Source organism: Nodosilinea sp. E11 (genome assembly GCF_032813545.1).
In the GTDB taxonomy this organism is placed as follows: domain Bacteria; phylum Cyanobacteriota; class Cyanobacteriia; order Phormidesmidales; family Phormidesmidaceae; genus Nodosilinea.
Window position 1 is genome coordinate 2485645 of record NZ_CP136520.1, and the last position, 13819, is coordinate 2499463.

The 13819-nt window shown below is 58.7% G+C and carries 16 protein-coding genes; 11 read left to right on the forward strand and 5 right to left on the reverse strand.

All coding sequences use genetic code 11. From position 1 onward, the window contains the following. Window positions 1–69: 69 nt before the first annotated feature. The 9 genes from RRF56_RS13355 (at window position 70) to RRF56_RS13395 (ending at window position 5275) form a co-directional block, all read left to right on the forward strand. Window positions 70–201: a hypothetical protein gene (locus tag RRF56_RS13355; protein WP_317038134.1), complete on the forward strand. Its 132-nt coding sequence runs from the start codon at window positions 70–72 to the stop codon at window positions 199–201. Window positions 202–591: 390 nt separating this feature from the next. Then, window positions 592–1053 carry a type II 3-dehydroquinate dehydratase gene (gene aroQ / locus RRF56_RS13360; protein ID WP_317038135.1) on the forward strand — a complete coding sequence of 154 codons (462 nt, stop codon included), beginning with the start codon at window positions 592–594 and terminating at the stop codon, window positions 1051–1053. A 76-nt stretch (window positions 1054–1129) separates the two neighbouring features. Beyond that, entirely contained in the window at window positions 1130–1726 is a 597-nt protein-coding gene (locus tag RRF56_RS13365; protein ID WP_317038136.1) for a tRNA-(ms[2]io[6]A)-hydroxylase, read from the forward strand. 36 nt (window positions 1727–1762) lie between these two features. Continuing rightward, window positions 1763–2296 carry a GNAT family N-acetyltransferase gene (locus RRF56_RS13370; RefSeq protein WP_317038137.1) on the forward strand — a complete coding sequence of 178 codons (534 nt, stop codon included), beginning with the start codon at window positions 1763–1765 and terminating at the stop codon, window positions 2294–2296. A gap of 57 nt (window positions 2297–2353) precedes the next feature. Continuing rightward, entirely contained in the window at window positions 2354–2899 is a 546-nt protein-coding gene (gene coaD / locus RRF56_RS13375; protein WP_317038138.1) for a pantetheine-phosphate adenylyltransferase, read from the forward strand. Beyond that, a complete protein-coding gene (locus RRF56_RS13380; RefSeq protein ID WP_317038139.1) occupies window positions 2815–3624 on the forward strand; it encodes a hypothetical protein in 810 nt (269 codons plus the stop codon). Before coaD ends, RRF56_RS13380 begins: the two co-directional genes overlap by 85 nt. Further along, window positions 3621–4247 carry a Holliday junction branch migration protein RuvA gene (gene ruvA, locus RRF56_RS13385; RefSeq protein WP_317038140.1) on the forward strand — a complete coding sequence of 209 codons (627 nt, stop codon included), beginning with the start codon at window positions 3621–3623 and terminating at the stop codon, window positions 4245–4247. Before RRF56_RS13380 ends, ruvA begins: the two co-directional genes overlap by 4 nt. A 152-nt stretch (window positions 4248–4399) precedes the next feature. After that, window positions 4400–4669: a 30S ribosomal protein S15 gene (gene rpsO, locus RRF56_RS13390; protein WP_317038141.1), complete on the forward strand. Its 270-nt coding sequence runs from the start codon at window positions 4400–4402 to the stop codon at window positions 4667–4669. Window positions 4670–4723: 54 nt separating this feature from the next. Beyond that, complete coding sequence (locus tag RRF56_RS13395) at window positions 4724–5275, forward strand: PAM68 family protein (RefSeq protein WP_317038142.1); 552 nt, start codon at window positions 4724–4726, stop codon at window positions 5273–5275. 230 nt (window positions 5276–5505) lie between these two features. Here the strand turns inward: RRF56_RS13395 and RRF56_RS13400 are convergent, their stop codons facing one another. After that, on the reverse strand, window positions 5506–6708 hold the full coding sequence (locus RRF56_RS13400; protein ID WP_317038143.1) for a hypothetical protein: 1203 nt from the start codon (window positions 6706–6708) through the stop codon (window positions 5506–5508). A 419-nt stretch (window positions 6709–7127) separates the two neighbouring features. Between RRF56_RS13400 and RRF56_RS13405 the strand changes: the two genes are divergently transcribed. Next, window positions 7128–8579, forward strand: coding sequence for a trypsin-like peptidase domain-containing protein (locus tag RRF56_RS13405; protein ID WP_317038144.1), 1452 nt, complete (start codon window positions 7128–7130; stop codon window positions 8577–8579). Between the two features lie 65 nt (window positions 8580–8644). Here RRF56_RS13405 and RRF56_RS13410 read toward each other — a convergent pair whose 3' ends face one another. After that, window positions 8645–9046 (reverse strand): glutamyl-tRNA amidotransferase, encoded by a 402-nt coding sequence (locus RRF56_RS13410; protein ID WP_317038145.1) that lies wholly within the window; start codon window positions 9044–9046, stop codon window positions 8645–8647. Between the two features lie 136 nt (window positions 9047–9182). Between RRF56_RS13410 and RRF56_RS13415 the strand changes: the two genes are divergently transcribed. Then, the gene (locus tag RRF56_RS13415; protein ID WP_317038146.1) at window positions 9183–9803 is read left to right on the forward strand and encodes a chorismate lyase; all 621 of its coding nucleotides are present in this window, start codon (window positions 9183–9185) and stop codon (window positions 9801–9803) included. A gap of 29 nt (window positions 9804–9832) precedes the next feature. On the opposite strand, the gene RRF56_RS13420 is transcribed toward RRF56_RS13415, so the two are convergent. The 3 genes from RRF56_RS13420 to RRF56_RS13430 are packed head-to-tail and all read right to left on the reverse strand — an operon-like array spanning window position 9833 to window position 13759. Continuing rightward, window positions 9833–10807, reverse strand: coding sequence for a cation diffusion facilitator family transporter (locus RRF56_RS13420; protein ID WP_317038147.1), 975 nt, complete (start codon window positions 10805–10807; stop codon window positions 9833–9835). A gap of 52 nt (window positions 10808–10859) precedes the next feature. Beyond that, window positions 10860–12170 carry an exonuclease subunit SbcD gene (gene sbcD / locus RRF56_RS13425; RefSeq protein ID WP_317038148.1) on the reverse strand — a complete coding sequence of 437 codons (1311 nt, stop codon included), beginning with the start codon at window positions 12168–12170 and terminating at the stop codon, window positions 10860–10862. A gap of 35 nt (window positions 12171–12205) precedes the next feature. Continuing rightward, window positions 12206–13759 (reverse strand): type II CAAX endopeptidase family protein, encoded by a 1554-nt coding sequence (locus tag RRF56_RS13430; RefSeq protein ID WP_317038149.1) that lies wholly within the window; start codon window positions 13757–13759, stop codon window positions 12206–12208. Between the last annotated feature and the right edge of the window lie 60 nt (window positions 13760–13819).

Sequence of the window (13819 nt, forward strand, 5' to 3'; positions counted from 1 at the left end):
TGGGCCTTAAGGCCCGTCTCAGGCAAGAGCAAGCCGGGGTAGCGTGTGCCAGTAAGGAGTTTTGCCCTAATGGATTACATCGATAAGGCTCTCGAAAAACTGCGCGAGTGGGTCGATAGAGTCATTGAGGCTCTATTTGGCCCTGAAACTCAGGGAGAGCCTGACCTAATCCCAATTCCGGTAGACGAACCCCGCCGCTAGAGCGCTCTCCAACGCAGTCTCGATGCTGCTTTGTGCTGCTGTTTCAAGCGCAGTTCACTCTACGTACAGAGCTGGTTTGGCAGTGCTTAGGCAGTTGCGAGGTTGCCACGGCAGGTTAGTTTGTAGGTTTGGCAAATTCTAGCCGAAGCTAGTCCCGTGCGGCCCATTCTTCCTAAACCTAAAACTTACCGCTAAACCCTCAGTCAGGGTTGCTCTATTTGCTGACCGATACTAGTTCTTTAAGATCGCACAGTTAGTTTACGCTGCGTTTTATCCGGCCAACTGTTTACCCAACGGCCTAAGCGACGTCACCCTTTTGCTGAATCAAGCCCTGTTCTTAGCTATTCCTTTAGGCAACAATAAGACGATAACCACTCATGGAACAGGTCATTGCTTAAGGTTCAAGTTATCCACGGCCCCAATCTCAACCTGCTGGGTTTGCGAGAGCCAACGATCTACGGCAGGCAGACCCTAGACAGTATCAATCAAACCCTAGAGGCTGAAGCGGCCACCTTGGGGGTGACCTTGGCTAGCTTTCAGTCCAACAGTGAAGGGGCTTTAGTCGATTGCATTCAGGCCACCTTTGGCGAGAAAGATGGCATTTTGATCAACCCAGGCGCTTACACCCACACCAGCGTGGCAATTAGGGATGCGATCGCTGCTGTCGGCCTGCCCACCGTAGAGGTACACCTCAGCAATATCCACAAGCGCGAAGCCTTTCGCCACCATTCCTATATTGCAGCGGTAGCCGTGGGGCAAATCTGCGGCTTTGGAGCCGACAGCTATCGCCTGGGGTTGCACGCCCTGGTGCAGCACCTCAAGACTGTTCAAGCGGTGCCGCCAGAGTCTTAGGCCTCAGGCCCTCACCGCTGAGTCTTGCCTCCAAACCTCAGCTACTCTAGATTTTTTAGGCACCTGTCGCTCTACCATGGTTACCGCCACCGCTACGATCAAGTTTCTTCAGTCGCCCACCTCCCCAGCGTGGGTTGAGCAAGCGCTGGCCCATCTAGACGTAATTTTGCTAGACCACGCCCAATGTGAGCGCAAGGCCGCCGGGGTGGCCCTGAGCCTGATTAACCGCTATCCGTCAGATGCTGAATTGGTCAGGGTGCTAACCGCGATCGCCCAGGAAGAACTGGCTCACTTTGCCCAGGTCAACCAGTGGCTAGAACGGCGCGGCGTTGCTTTTGGGCCTCTGCCACCACCGCCCTACGGGGCCGGATTGCGCCAGCAGGTGCGATCGGTCGAGCCCCACCGCCAGCTAGACATCCTGTTGGTATCGGCCCTGATCGAGGCCCGTAGCCATGAGCGGCTGGGGCTCTTGGCAGAGCACTGTCCTGAGGCTGAGCTAGCCCAGTTTTATCGCAGCTTGATGGCCTCTGAGGCCCGCCACTACGGGGCCTACTGGGTACTGGCCACGGGCCGGTTTCCCCGGCCTGAGGTAGAGGCTCGTCTGCAAACCCTGGCCACCGCCGAGAGTGACCTTCTCGCCCATCTGCACCCTCAGCCGCGAATTCACAGTTGATCAGGTTTAATTGAGCCATTCTAGGTAGACAAGCCCATGACTCCTGACCATTGCAGCACCTTCGGCCCCTACTTAATTCGCAGCTGGCAACCGAGCGATCGCGAGGCCGCTGCGGCCATTGTTGCTCAGGTGCTGCAAGAATATTGTCTGACCTGCGAACCAACCGATAGCGATCGCGATGTGTTAGAGGTCGAAGCCTGCTACTGGGAAACCGGCGGCCAGTTTTGGGTAGTAGAAAAGGATGGGGTGCTGGTGGGAACGGCAGGCTATCGCCCCACCCAACGGGGCGAGCACGCCGTAGAGCTGCGCAAAATGTACCTGCTGCCCCAGGTGCGGGGGCAGGGGCTGGGCCGCTACCTGCTGAGCAGTCTAGAAATCGCGATTCAGCAGCATGGGTTTGACGAGATCTGGCTTGAAACCGCCTCGGTGCTCAAAGAAGCCGTGGGGCTGTACGAAGCTATGGGCTATGAACCGGCCAGCGGAGTTGAGACCGCTAGGTGCGATCGCGTCTACCACAAACGCCTATTGCCGACCCACTCGGCAGCAGCTCCGACCCAGGCCATGGGTTAAGCGCTATACCGCCAAAATTTAGCTATAATCGCCACATTCACACTGGGAGAGGCCGTTTTGATTGCCATTTATCCCGGCAGTTTTGACCCCATTACCCTGGGCCACTTAGACATTATTACCCGTGGCAGTCGCCTGTTTGATCGGGTGATCGTTTTGGTGTCGAGTAACCCCAACAAAGTGCCGATGTTTTCTACCGCCGAGCGCATCCATCAAATTGAGCGATCGGTCAACCATCTCGGCAACATCGAGATCGATCACTATGATGGCCTCACCATCAACTATGCCAGACAGCGTCATGCTCAGGTGTTGCTACGGGGGCTGCGAGTGCTCTCCGATTTCGAAAAAGAGCTGCAAATGGCGCATACTAATAAAACCCTGGCCGACGATATTGAAACCCTTTTCCTCTCAACCTCCACAGAGTACGGCTTTCTCAGCAGCAGCCTGGTCAAAGAAATCGCCCGCTTTGGCGGCCCCATCGATCATCTTGTCCCCCACCATGTAGCGCGAGATATTTACCAATGCTACGCCCAGACCCAGCCCAACTCAATGCCCAACCCCGCAAGGCCCGCAGCACCGGTGCCCAAGCCAATGGATTGCCTGTAGATGCAGAGGGTGGGACTACAACTGGCCTGCCTAGCCCTGGTGATCTTGACATTCAGCAAGAGCTGAACAATCTCGAAGAGCTGATTCTCGCCAGCCCTAGGGTGCCTTTCAGCGGTCGCACCCTAGTAGACGAAGACCAGCTGCTTGACCAACTCGATGCCATTCGCCTCAACTTACCGCCAGCCTTTCGCCAAGCGGTACAAATTTTGCAGCAGCGCAACAGCGTGATTGCCGAAGCCGAGCGCTACGCCCAAGACTTAATTGCCGCCGCCGAACAGCAGGCCGCCCAAATACTAGACGAGCTAGGCATTGTGCGCCAGGCAGAGCAGATGGCCCAGCAGATCAAAACCCAGGCTCAGAAAGACTGCGATGGCCTGCGTACCCAAGTGATCAGCGACATTGAGCAAATGCAAACTCAGGCTCAGCGAGAATGGGAAGCGCAGCGCCAAAAGGCCCTAGCCGAGCAAACGATGATTCAACAAGAGGCCGATGGCTACGCCGACCAGGTGCTCTCCAGCGTAGAGCAGCAGCTGTCGCAAATGCTGCGCATCATCCAAAACGGTCGCAGCCATCTGCAGCCCGTCAAAGAGGCTCCGGCTACTGTCCCCCAGCGTCCTCGAGGTGGCAAGGCCGGGCCGTCGCCTAGTAGCACCGACCCTCGCACCGACGCAGATCGCGCTACCCATCGCCCCCGCCCCACCCAAAAGCCCGACGCCTCAGTATGATCAGCTACCTCAAGGGGGTGCTGGCCGATATCCAAAAGCCCGGCAACCACAAAATCATTGTCACCCTGGATGTCAACCAGGTGGGTTACGACATGCAGGTACCGGCCCGCCAGCTGTCGCTTTTGCCCCCGCTAGGGGAGGTCGTGCAGCTGTTTAGCCATCTCTACTTTCGCGAGGACCAAGCGGTGCTGTTTGGCTTTGGTCAGCGCCAGGAACGAGACCTGTTTCGGTTGCTGATTAGCGTCAGTGGCATTGGCCCCCAAATGGCGCTGGCCCTACTCGACACCCTAGGCGAAGCCGAACTCACCCAGGCCGTAGTCAGTGGCAACACCCGCCTGCTCTCGCGCACCCCAGGGGTGGGCACCAAAACCGCCGAGCGGCTGGTGCTAGAGCTCAAAACCAAGCTGCAAGATTGGCAAACTCAGTCGGGAGTGGGGCTGGTACCTACAGCAGGCCCAGTGCCCACTCTCTACGAAGACGTAGAAACCACCTTAAGTGCCTTGGGCTACAGCCAAAGCGAAATTCTGAAGGCGTTGCAGGCGGTCGGGCGCAGCTCCACGCTGCAAAAGACAGCCGATCCAGAAAGCTGGGTGCGCGAGGCGATCGCCTGGTTGAGCCAGTGAGTCTTAGTCGCCAGCCCCCCGCCACCCCCTAGGGCAACTGGTTTTGCCTGCCGACAATATCCAATCTGGGCAAAGCGAGGAGAGCAGTGACCTCTATGCTATAGTGGAAAATCCTGACTCAAACCTATCCTTCTAGAGAAGCTGTCTGTCCCATGACTCTGTTGCAAGCGCGCAAGCAGGAACTCATCTCCGATTATCAGGTGCACGAAACTGACACCGGCTCTGCCGATGTACAGATTGCCATGCTCACCGATCGCATCAATCAGCTGAGCTCTCACCTGCAAAAAAACAAAAAAGATTACTCGTCACGGCGCGGCCTGCTGAAAATGATCGGCCAACGCAAGCGCTTGATGGGCTACCTGCAAAAGCAAGACTCTGAGCGCTACCGGGCGCTAATTCAGAAGCTCGGCATTCGCGGCTAGGCGAACTGGCTTTAGCCCAATTACGGCGTTGCTTGTACTTCTCATGTAGCTCCTATGGCCTCCGAGTCTTCCCGCAAGCGTCTGCCCTTTGAACCCGTTGGTAAGGGTGCTGGCAAAGCGATCGCAGCTCAAAAAGCAGATCCCCAAAAAGCGAGTAAGCCAGCCCCTAGTTCGGCTAAAAGCACGGCAAAAAAATCTGTTACCAAACAGGGTGAACCCCAAAAAACGGTGGCAAGGCAGTCTGGCGCAAAGCAAAACGCTAGAGCGGCAAAGCAGTCTGCCAGAGCATCAACGGCTATCCCCGAAGTGGTGAGCAACCGGATGCTGCGCCGCATGTTGGCTTTTTCAGGCGTCCCTACGCTTACCGGCATCCTGACGTTTTTTGTCAGCTACTACTTAGTCGTCAACCGCGTAGTCGAGCTACCATCCTACTTCGTCCTGTTGATTACGCTGGGCTGCTTTGGGTTGGGAGTCGTAGGTCTCACCTACGGAGTTCTGTCGTCGTCTTGGGATGAAGACCGCCCTGGAAGCCGGTTGGGTTTAGACGAGTTTAAGGTCAACTTTGGCCGCATGACCAGCGCTTGGGGCACAAAATCTGAGCGCTAAAGGCCGTTAACGCCTAACAAACAAATCATCCAGTGGCCCGGCAGAGATCATGTCTTTGCCGGGCCACTGGATTGCGACGGTTTGTCTCACCGCCGCACTCTGCTCATATTGCTCTAGGCGACATCATCAGGGCGTTTTGCTGGCAACGATCTCTGCCGGTCATTCCCGTTTCTACAAAAATCCATTTGAGAGCTAACCCCCGGTTTAGCACGGGCGCAGGCTATGCGCCCCTAGGAGTTGGCCTTTTGGGCATCAGGGTTATGGAGTTCGGATTTGGCATGGGAGGCATGCCTAATTTGATCGAGTTGCTCCTCCATCGTTTTGAGGAGCTGACTAAGGGCATCTAGGGTGTGGGCTGAAGGGGGCTCAATGTTGAGAGATAGGCGGGCACGGTGACGAATTTCGCTAATCCGCTTTTGCAGCGTTTGAGCAACCCCCAGGGCATCTTCTCCCAGCTGCTTGAGCTGCTGCTGTTGGTAAAACTTTAAAGCCGCTCCCCGCAGCACCTGAAGGGTGGCTTCTTCACCGTGGGAGCCCGGAATTAGGCGCAGGCGCAGCAAGACGCGATCGCCCCTATACAGCCGCTCAATGTCGGCCTGCTTAGATTGGGTTGTGGGCAGCAGGGGCAGATGGGTCAGGCGCTTGAGTTCATTGATCACGCTCTGGAGTTGGTCAAAGCTGAGGGGGTTGAGGGCAGCCTGTAGGACGCCATCTTTGCTCCACAGCACACGACCTTGAGTAGCCCCCCGTTCCAGGTAGAGTCGCCCAATCCCCTCGCTCAGCACCTGGGTCAGCAACGCCTGGGTCAGCTGGGGGGGCGATAGATGGTGCAGTTGGGTAAGGGGCACCCGACCTACAGCTTGATCGAGGGCAAGCACCAAAGGGGCTGCCTCTGGAGCGATCGCCGGAGCGTCAGCAGGGGGGGTTGGCGACGGAGTTAAGACCTTGGGGGAGGTGGGTAAGACCTCAGCGCCCCGATCAGTCGCGCCTAGATCTTCAGTTCTCAGATCCTCAGGGCTATCGACAATAAACGTCAGCAGTTCATCGCTGGAGGGCAGCGTCTGAGCTTGGGCAGCGGGCACGCTCTGGGAGCGCTGTTTAGCGCGAGCAGCGTGGCTCAAATACTGAGAGAGCATTTTGCGCTGCCAGTCTGAGGACACTGGCCAAGGCACTAATGTACAGCGAATAAACGAAATTTGTCGGCGAGCGTAGTCTAAAGCAACGGAGTCTTGAGGGTTAACCACGCCTAGGTGCAAACAGCTAGCCTCGACCGAGAGGGGGATAATCTCGTGGTAGAGGCAAGCCTCAAAAGGCAAAATGCTGTCGATCAGCGATAGCATTTGGGCCGTATCAAGACGTCTATCGATCGCTTCACTGCCGCTGTACGTGTCCAGGGCAGTGAGGTCGTTAGGTAAGGCATTCGACTCTGTCATGAACCTGGCAGACTAACGGTTGAAGTTCTTTAATCCTAGGCGTGACCCAAACACTAGAGCTAGATTCTTAAAGATCGCTCTATCAATCTTTATGGAAGATTTAGTTAAATAGGGCATGAAACCCCACTGTTCTACTGTCATTGATGAACGGCATCCCCCGGCCTGCGCTTAGGCCATCCAACCGAGGGCTCATTGGCCTAAGTGCTAGGCAAAGCAGACCTCTTAGCTTTGAGTATGCCCAAACCGAGGCCAAAATCGGGTAGGGTTTCAGTGCCTGCAATAAAAGTGGCCCCAGGCTCCGATCCGCCTAGGGCTGGCGATCTATCCTGACAGTAGGGGAAGCTGAGGTAGATATTAGGTATCGGGTACTACCTCAAACCGACCCCGTATCGCGTTTCTACAGGCAGTTTCAGGTAAATATGGCACAGGCGTCCTTCCACCGGTTGACAGCAGGTTCATGGCGGTTTAATTCGTTATTCTTGGGAGCACTGCTGGCCCTAATGCCGGGGGGCTTTCCGGCCCACCTCACCAGCTCGTTTGCTCCCCCCCAGGCTCTGGCCCAATCAACCGTCGATGAAGCCACCACCATTCGGGTCTATGAGCAGGTGAGCCCAGCAGTGGTAGCCATTAATACTCGTGGCGGCGGCGGCAGCGGCAGCATTATTGATGCCAACGGCCTGATTTTGACTAACGCCCACGTGGTGGGTTCAAACCGGGTAGTCACGGTGCGCTTGGCCGATGGTCGCAGCTTTGAAGGCGATGTGGTTGGCTATGGCCAAGACCGACTTGACCTGGCGGCGGTGCGGCTGCGGGGCAACCCCACGGGGCTGCCGACGGTGGCCATTGCCCCCTCTAACTCGGTGCGGGTGGGCCAAAGTGCCTTTGCCATTGGCAGCCCCTTTGGGCTGCAGGGCACTCTCACCGTGGGCATTGTCAGCCGCATTGACCGCGATCGCAACGTGATTCAGACTGATGCCGCCATCAACCCTGGCAATTCAGGCGGGCCGTTGCTCAACAGCGGCGGGCAGTTGATTGGGGTCAACACCTCAATCTTTACCACCGGCAGCAGTGGCGGCAACGTGGGCATTGGCTTTGCCATTCCGACCGATGCTGTGCAAACATTTCTTGCCTCGGTGCGATCGGGCACAGCCACCGCTACAGCCACGGCCCCCGCCAACCGCAACCGCCGCGAACCGACTCCCATTGCCCTAGGTGCAGCGGTACAGGGACAGCTCAACACCAGCAGCAACGTCCTGCCCGACGGCAGTTTCTACAACCCCTACAGCTTTGAAGGGCAGGCCGGACAGACCGTCACCATCGACATGACCAGCCCCGATATCGACCCGTACTTAATTTTGCTGGCCGAGGGGCAGGAAGACTTTTCGATTCAAGATGATGACAGCGGCGGCGGCCTCAACGCCCGCATTTCGGTGCAGCTACCCTACACGGGCTCCTATATTGTGCTGGCCAATGCGCTGGCGGAAGGAGAGTCGGGTCGCTATCAACTGCGGATCAGCCAGGGCAGCGGCGGCAATGGGGCGGGGCCAACTCCCAGCGGTACCATTCTGCGGCAGCAGGGCAATTTGGGGCCGAGCGATCGCACCTTGCAAGACGGATCGTTCTTCCAAGAGTTTCCGTTTCGAGGTCAGGCTGGGCAAACGGTTCGGATTCGGCTCGAAAGTGCTGACTTTGACACCTACTTGATCGTGCTTGACGCCAACCGCAACCGCATCGCCGACAACGATGACGCCACTCCAGACACGACCAACTCCGAAATCACCCTGAGGTTGCCCCGCGATGGTGTTTACACCGTATTGGTCAACAGCTATGGCCCCGGCGAGCGCGGGCGCTTTGTGCTGACAGTAGAGTAGCCGTGGGGCAAGCCCCCTAGGGTTCAGGCGCAGAGGTTTTTTCGTACCTGAACCCCAGGGCTCTCTCAAGCAGTGGCAGATGACTCGCACTGGGCCAGGTACGCTCGCCAGCCACCATAGGCCGAGATCTCGCGCTGCCCCTCGCAAAGGATGGGTTCGCCCAATACCCCCAGCACGGTTTCGCCGGTAGCTAGGGTCACTTTGCCAATGCTCAGCCCCGGCGGCTCTTGCAAAAGCACCTGTACCAGGCCAGCGGGGGGCACCAGCCATACCTCTAGCGCCACGGCGGTGCCACCGCTGCTGACCCGCACCATCGCTGGGTGTACGTCACCAATGGACCACAGACGGTAAACGGGGGTTGTGTCAGCCTCGTAGAGAAACTCGGCCCCAGCCTTGAGCAGGTTAGCATTGAGTTCTAGCCCTCGCATTAGAGTGCCGTTGACTGCTAGTTTGATTCCTTCCGCCATGGTGGCGCACTCCCCTCGCTATAGACGTTGTGATCGACTGCTTCACTGTAGCCCGCGCTGATTCTTCAGATTCGGCTGGAAAGGGTCAGGCTGTCGCGATAGCATAGAGGTGAAGACGTGAATTTTTGTAACACCCTTGACCTCTGCCCTTCAGCCCACCATCGACCCAGCGCGGCCTAGCGACTGGTACGCCCTGAGTCCTCGCTGGCAGGCTGGGCAGCCCACGGTGCAAAAGGGGCTGCCCCACGACCAGTTGGCCCCTGCCTGGCAAATTTTGCTGTTGGGGGATGGCTCACCCACGCGCCACTTACAGCTGCTAACGCGCGATCGCACCGAGGTCGATGTCATTGACATGTCGCTGGTGGGCATGGATCTCGACGGTGCCCCGGACATTATTCGCGTTGTGCCTGGCCCCCGCCTCCGCCGCCAGGTGTGGCTGCGCACCGCCTCAGGTCAGCGCCTCGCCTACGCCGCCTCCTGGTGGGAAGCCAGCCATGTCGATGACTATCTCCAAAACAAGTCGCTGCCGATCTGGGCTAGCCTAGCCCGCCTTCGCACCGAGCTATACCGCGATATTCAAGGCCTCTACTATGGCGACTCCCAAGCGCTAGAAGATGCGTTCGGGCAAACGGGACCGTTTTGGGGTCGGCACTACCTGTTTTGGCACCGGGGTAAACCCCTAACCCTGATCTACGAAGTGTTCTCACCCTATTTGACTCGCTACCTGGGGCCGATGCAGAGTGGGCCGAGGCCCTAAGCCATGCTCCCTAGCGGCCCAGCCGAACGCTAAGGCCAATCGCCATCGTTAGCCGGCGGGGGCAAATAATTGGGTGACCCCGGCTCTAGAAATGCCCCCTGGTAGGGGCGGGCGGGGTCGAGCCAGACCTGAGTGCGGAGAGGCCCATAGCGCTGACGCAGCAGGGCATCGATCTGTTCGCCAATGGTTTCGGCAGATTCGACAAATTCGGGATGCAGCACCAGGTGAATCTCGACCCACACCTGGCGACCCACCATACCTCGGGAGCGAATGCGGGTGCAGCGGGTAACCCCTTCTACCTGGGTGGCCAGGTGGGAAATGGCTTCGGGGGCGATCGCAGTGGGCCGCAGCAACATGGGCAGTTGTTCGTTCAAGACGCGCCACAGGCTGCGACCCACCAGAGGCAACAGCACCAGGGCAAAGACCGGGTCTAGCCAGCGCTGATTTTGCCAGATCGCCAGCAGCACCCCCACCATCACAATGCTCAGCCAGGCATCGGCCAAAAAGTGGCGGGTGTTGAGCTTGAGGGCCTGACTACTGAGGCTGCGAGCCTGGTAGCTGGCGTAGATACCCAGGGCCACATTGAGAATCACCATCGCCGCTGTAAACCGCAGCACCTGGGGGTCAAGCACAACCTGAAACGGATTGTCTGCGCCAGTGAAGGCGCTGACGATTTGGCGCAGGGCAATGAACAGCAGGCTCACCCCAGTGAATCCTAAAAAAGCGCACAGCATTAGGGTGCCCGCCACCTCTGCGCGCCCATGACCCCAAACTTCGCGCCCCATCTGCCGCTGGGGAGAGGTAACGGCTACCAGGCTGAGCACCGTGCTAAAGCCATCGACGAGGGTGTGCAGCGACTCGGCCAGCAGGGTCAGCGACTGGTTAGCCCACCCACCAATGGCCTCTACAGCCAGCAGCAGCAGCGTAGCCCATAGGGTCGTCAACAACAGGCGATAGCTAATCCGGCGTTGGTACTCGCCCTCGTTCATGGACAGAAGTTTCACTGGGCTCAAGGTCTGGGCTCAATGGTACTCCAAGGGATGGTACTGAAAGCGATTAGAGCAAGCGCAGTTGTTGAGCGGTCTCTTCTAGGGCCAAACTGTCGAGGTCATCTAGGTCGAAATCGGCGGTTTCCAAAGACAGATCGACGTCGATTTCATCGGCCAGCAGAGCAGTGGCAGCAGCCATCATGCCCTCAGCGAGGTCGCCTAAATCGTCGCGGTTGGCCAGGTAGGCCCCCAACGCCGCCAGCGGGTCGAGGGCGCTGTCGGTGCCCAGTTCGGGTAGGCGACTGCGGCTGGTTTGGGCTTTTAACTCGGGCTGGAGGGTGTAGGTGTGGGCCGCCGCTAAGGCTGTTTCGAGGGCAGACTGGTCGATCTGGTCGACCTGGTCGGTGCGCAGGCTGTAGAGGCAACGCACCACAGCATCGACAATATCGGCCTGGGCAATGGCTTGCTCAAGCCGACGCTGAGGATGCTCTGCGGTAGTGAGATCGACGTGAATCGTTTTGAAGGGGCGCACCGGCAGAGGACAAAACTCGGCCTCGGCGGTGCCTTTGTCTACTTGCACCAGCAGGTAGCCTTTGGCTTCGGTTTCTTCGCTGAAATCGACCCGTTCAATGCTGCCGGGGTAGATCATCAGCGGCTGTTCGCAGAGCACCTGATGGCGGTGGACATGGCCCAGGGCGACATAGTCAAAGCAGGGGCGGGCTAGCAGGGCCATGGGCACGGTAAACCCTCGCCCGGCGGCGAGAAACCGCTCGGCTCCGTAGGTGGCGGTGTCGACCATGGCATGGGCCAAGAGAATGGCGGGGCTGTCTGGGTCGAGGCGGCGAATTTCGCCCTCTAGAGCCACCCGCAGGCGATCGAGCAGCAGTTCGTTGACTTGGGCCATCGATAGCCCCTCGGTTTCGGGCCGGGTGAGCAGGGTTGATTTAGTCAGCCAGGGCAGGGTGACTACCTGCACCGGGCCGTTGGTGGTGGCAATATAGTGGGTTTCGAGGCGATCGCCCACCACCACATCCTGAACGCCCAAGGTTCGGTAAATCGACAGGCTGGCCCCGCCCAACCCCTGGGCATGTTGATCGTGGTTGCCCACCAACAGCACGGTAGGGATGCCCGCCGCCGACAGCCGGCAAAACTGGCTGGCCAGCGCCTGCTGCACCAGGGGCGGCGGCGTGGCATCGGGGAAGGCATCACCGCCAAACAGCACTAGATCGACCGGCTCGGCCAAGGCGCGATCGATGCAGCGGGTGAGGGCGGCCATGAAGTCTTCGAACCGGGTGTTGAGGCCGGTTTCGGGGTTGAGGCGACCATGGGCAAACCCGCTGCCCAGATGGATGTCGGAGAGGTGAAGGAGGGTGATCATGGGGTCATGATAGCGCTCTCGTTAGTTCAAGAGATCTATCCGCCTAGGATAAACAGGCCCAGCATGGTGGCACTGTTCCAGGCACTGTGGAGAATCATGGGGGAGAGCAGGTTGCGCGATCGCGTGTACACAAACCCCAGCACCGCCCCCAGCACCGTTAAAGGCAGCACCTCAGACAGGCTGAGGTGGGCAGCGGCAAAGATGAAAGCACTCAAGGCGATCGCCCACCCAGCCGACATATAGCGGGTCAGCGAGGGCAGCAAAAAGCCGCGAAACAAGACTTCTTCAAACAGGGGAGCCGCGATCGCCGCCGTCAGAAAGAACACCAGCAGCGCCACACCATCTTGCTCTTCAAGCACCGTTTGCAGCAGCGGGTTGCTGCCCCCCTGCCCCTGCCAGATCTGCTGGTTAATCAGCGCTACCCCAAACATCAGCGGCACGGCCACAAAGTAGCCCCCTAGCCCCCACAGCAGCGCCGACCGCGAGGGCTTGAGTTTAAACAGGTCTTTGGGCACCGGCCAGGGGCGAATTGACCACCACAGCACCCCTACCGCCCCCGCCGCCATCAGCAGGTAGTAAACCAAAGAAAAAATCGCACGACCACGGCTGCTCAGCGCTGCACTGCTAAAGCCCAGCCCCCCCAACACCAGGGGTAGCAGAATCTGTCCCACAAAGAAAAAGCCGACAATCAGCACCTGCCAGATAATTTCCCCCGTCCAAGGAATTTCCCAGCCCTGACCGGCATTTTGCCGCAGCACCGACTGACTGCCCCGCAGCACGCGCTGGGCCACCAGCCAAAGGATCAGGCCGATACCAGTGACGGCCCCTAGGGCTGGCAAGGCACCTACCAGAGCCAGCTTGACCAATTTACCCTGGGCGGTTTCTTGCTCTAGGGCTTGTAGGGCAGCTCGATCAGCCTCGCGCCCTTCTACCGTGTAGAGGCGATCGAGGGCACGATACTCAAACCAACCGTCGAGCGACGCTTGTAGCCAGGCTTCGTCGTCGTCGTTGGCTTGATTGGCCTGCCACAGACGAATGAGGGTATCTGCTGTGCGCAGCGTTGGGGCTGAGGCGGTGTCGCTGTCGCGCACCTGCCCCCAGCGATCGAGGGCCGCTTCGGGCCGCTCCTGGTAGGCATCCATCAGACCCAGGCGCAGATCGAGGCGGTGCAGCAGGGTCTCTTGCTGGCTCAGGGCGGTTTGCACCCGGCGGGCTAAGGGCTTGCCCGCATTGGCCTCATCGGCCAGCGATTCGCCAGTCTGCGTGGCAGGGGCGTAGCGGGCCATGTTTTCGATCGCCCCCTCGCGCACCTGTTCGTACTGCTTTTGGGCCGTGGCCACCGGGTCTTGCCCCAACAGGCCTGCGCGCAGAGTCGGCCATTGGTCGTCAGGTAGACCTGCCCCTTGCCAGGCGCTGCCCTCAAGCAGCAGGTCGGTTTGGTAAAGCTGGAGCTGACTGGCTACCTGAGGTTCATTCCAACTGCTCAGCAGCGACTGCACCAGCACAAGGCCCACCAGGGCGGTGACAAGAATCAGAAAGAGGCGCTTGATCGAAAGCCAGGGCTGGGTCAAGTCGGGTTCGGAGGTCATGGGGAGGGAGTTAAAAGGTCAGCAGCGAAAAATGCTGCGCTCCTTATTATCTCACTGCGA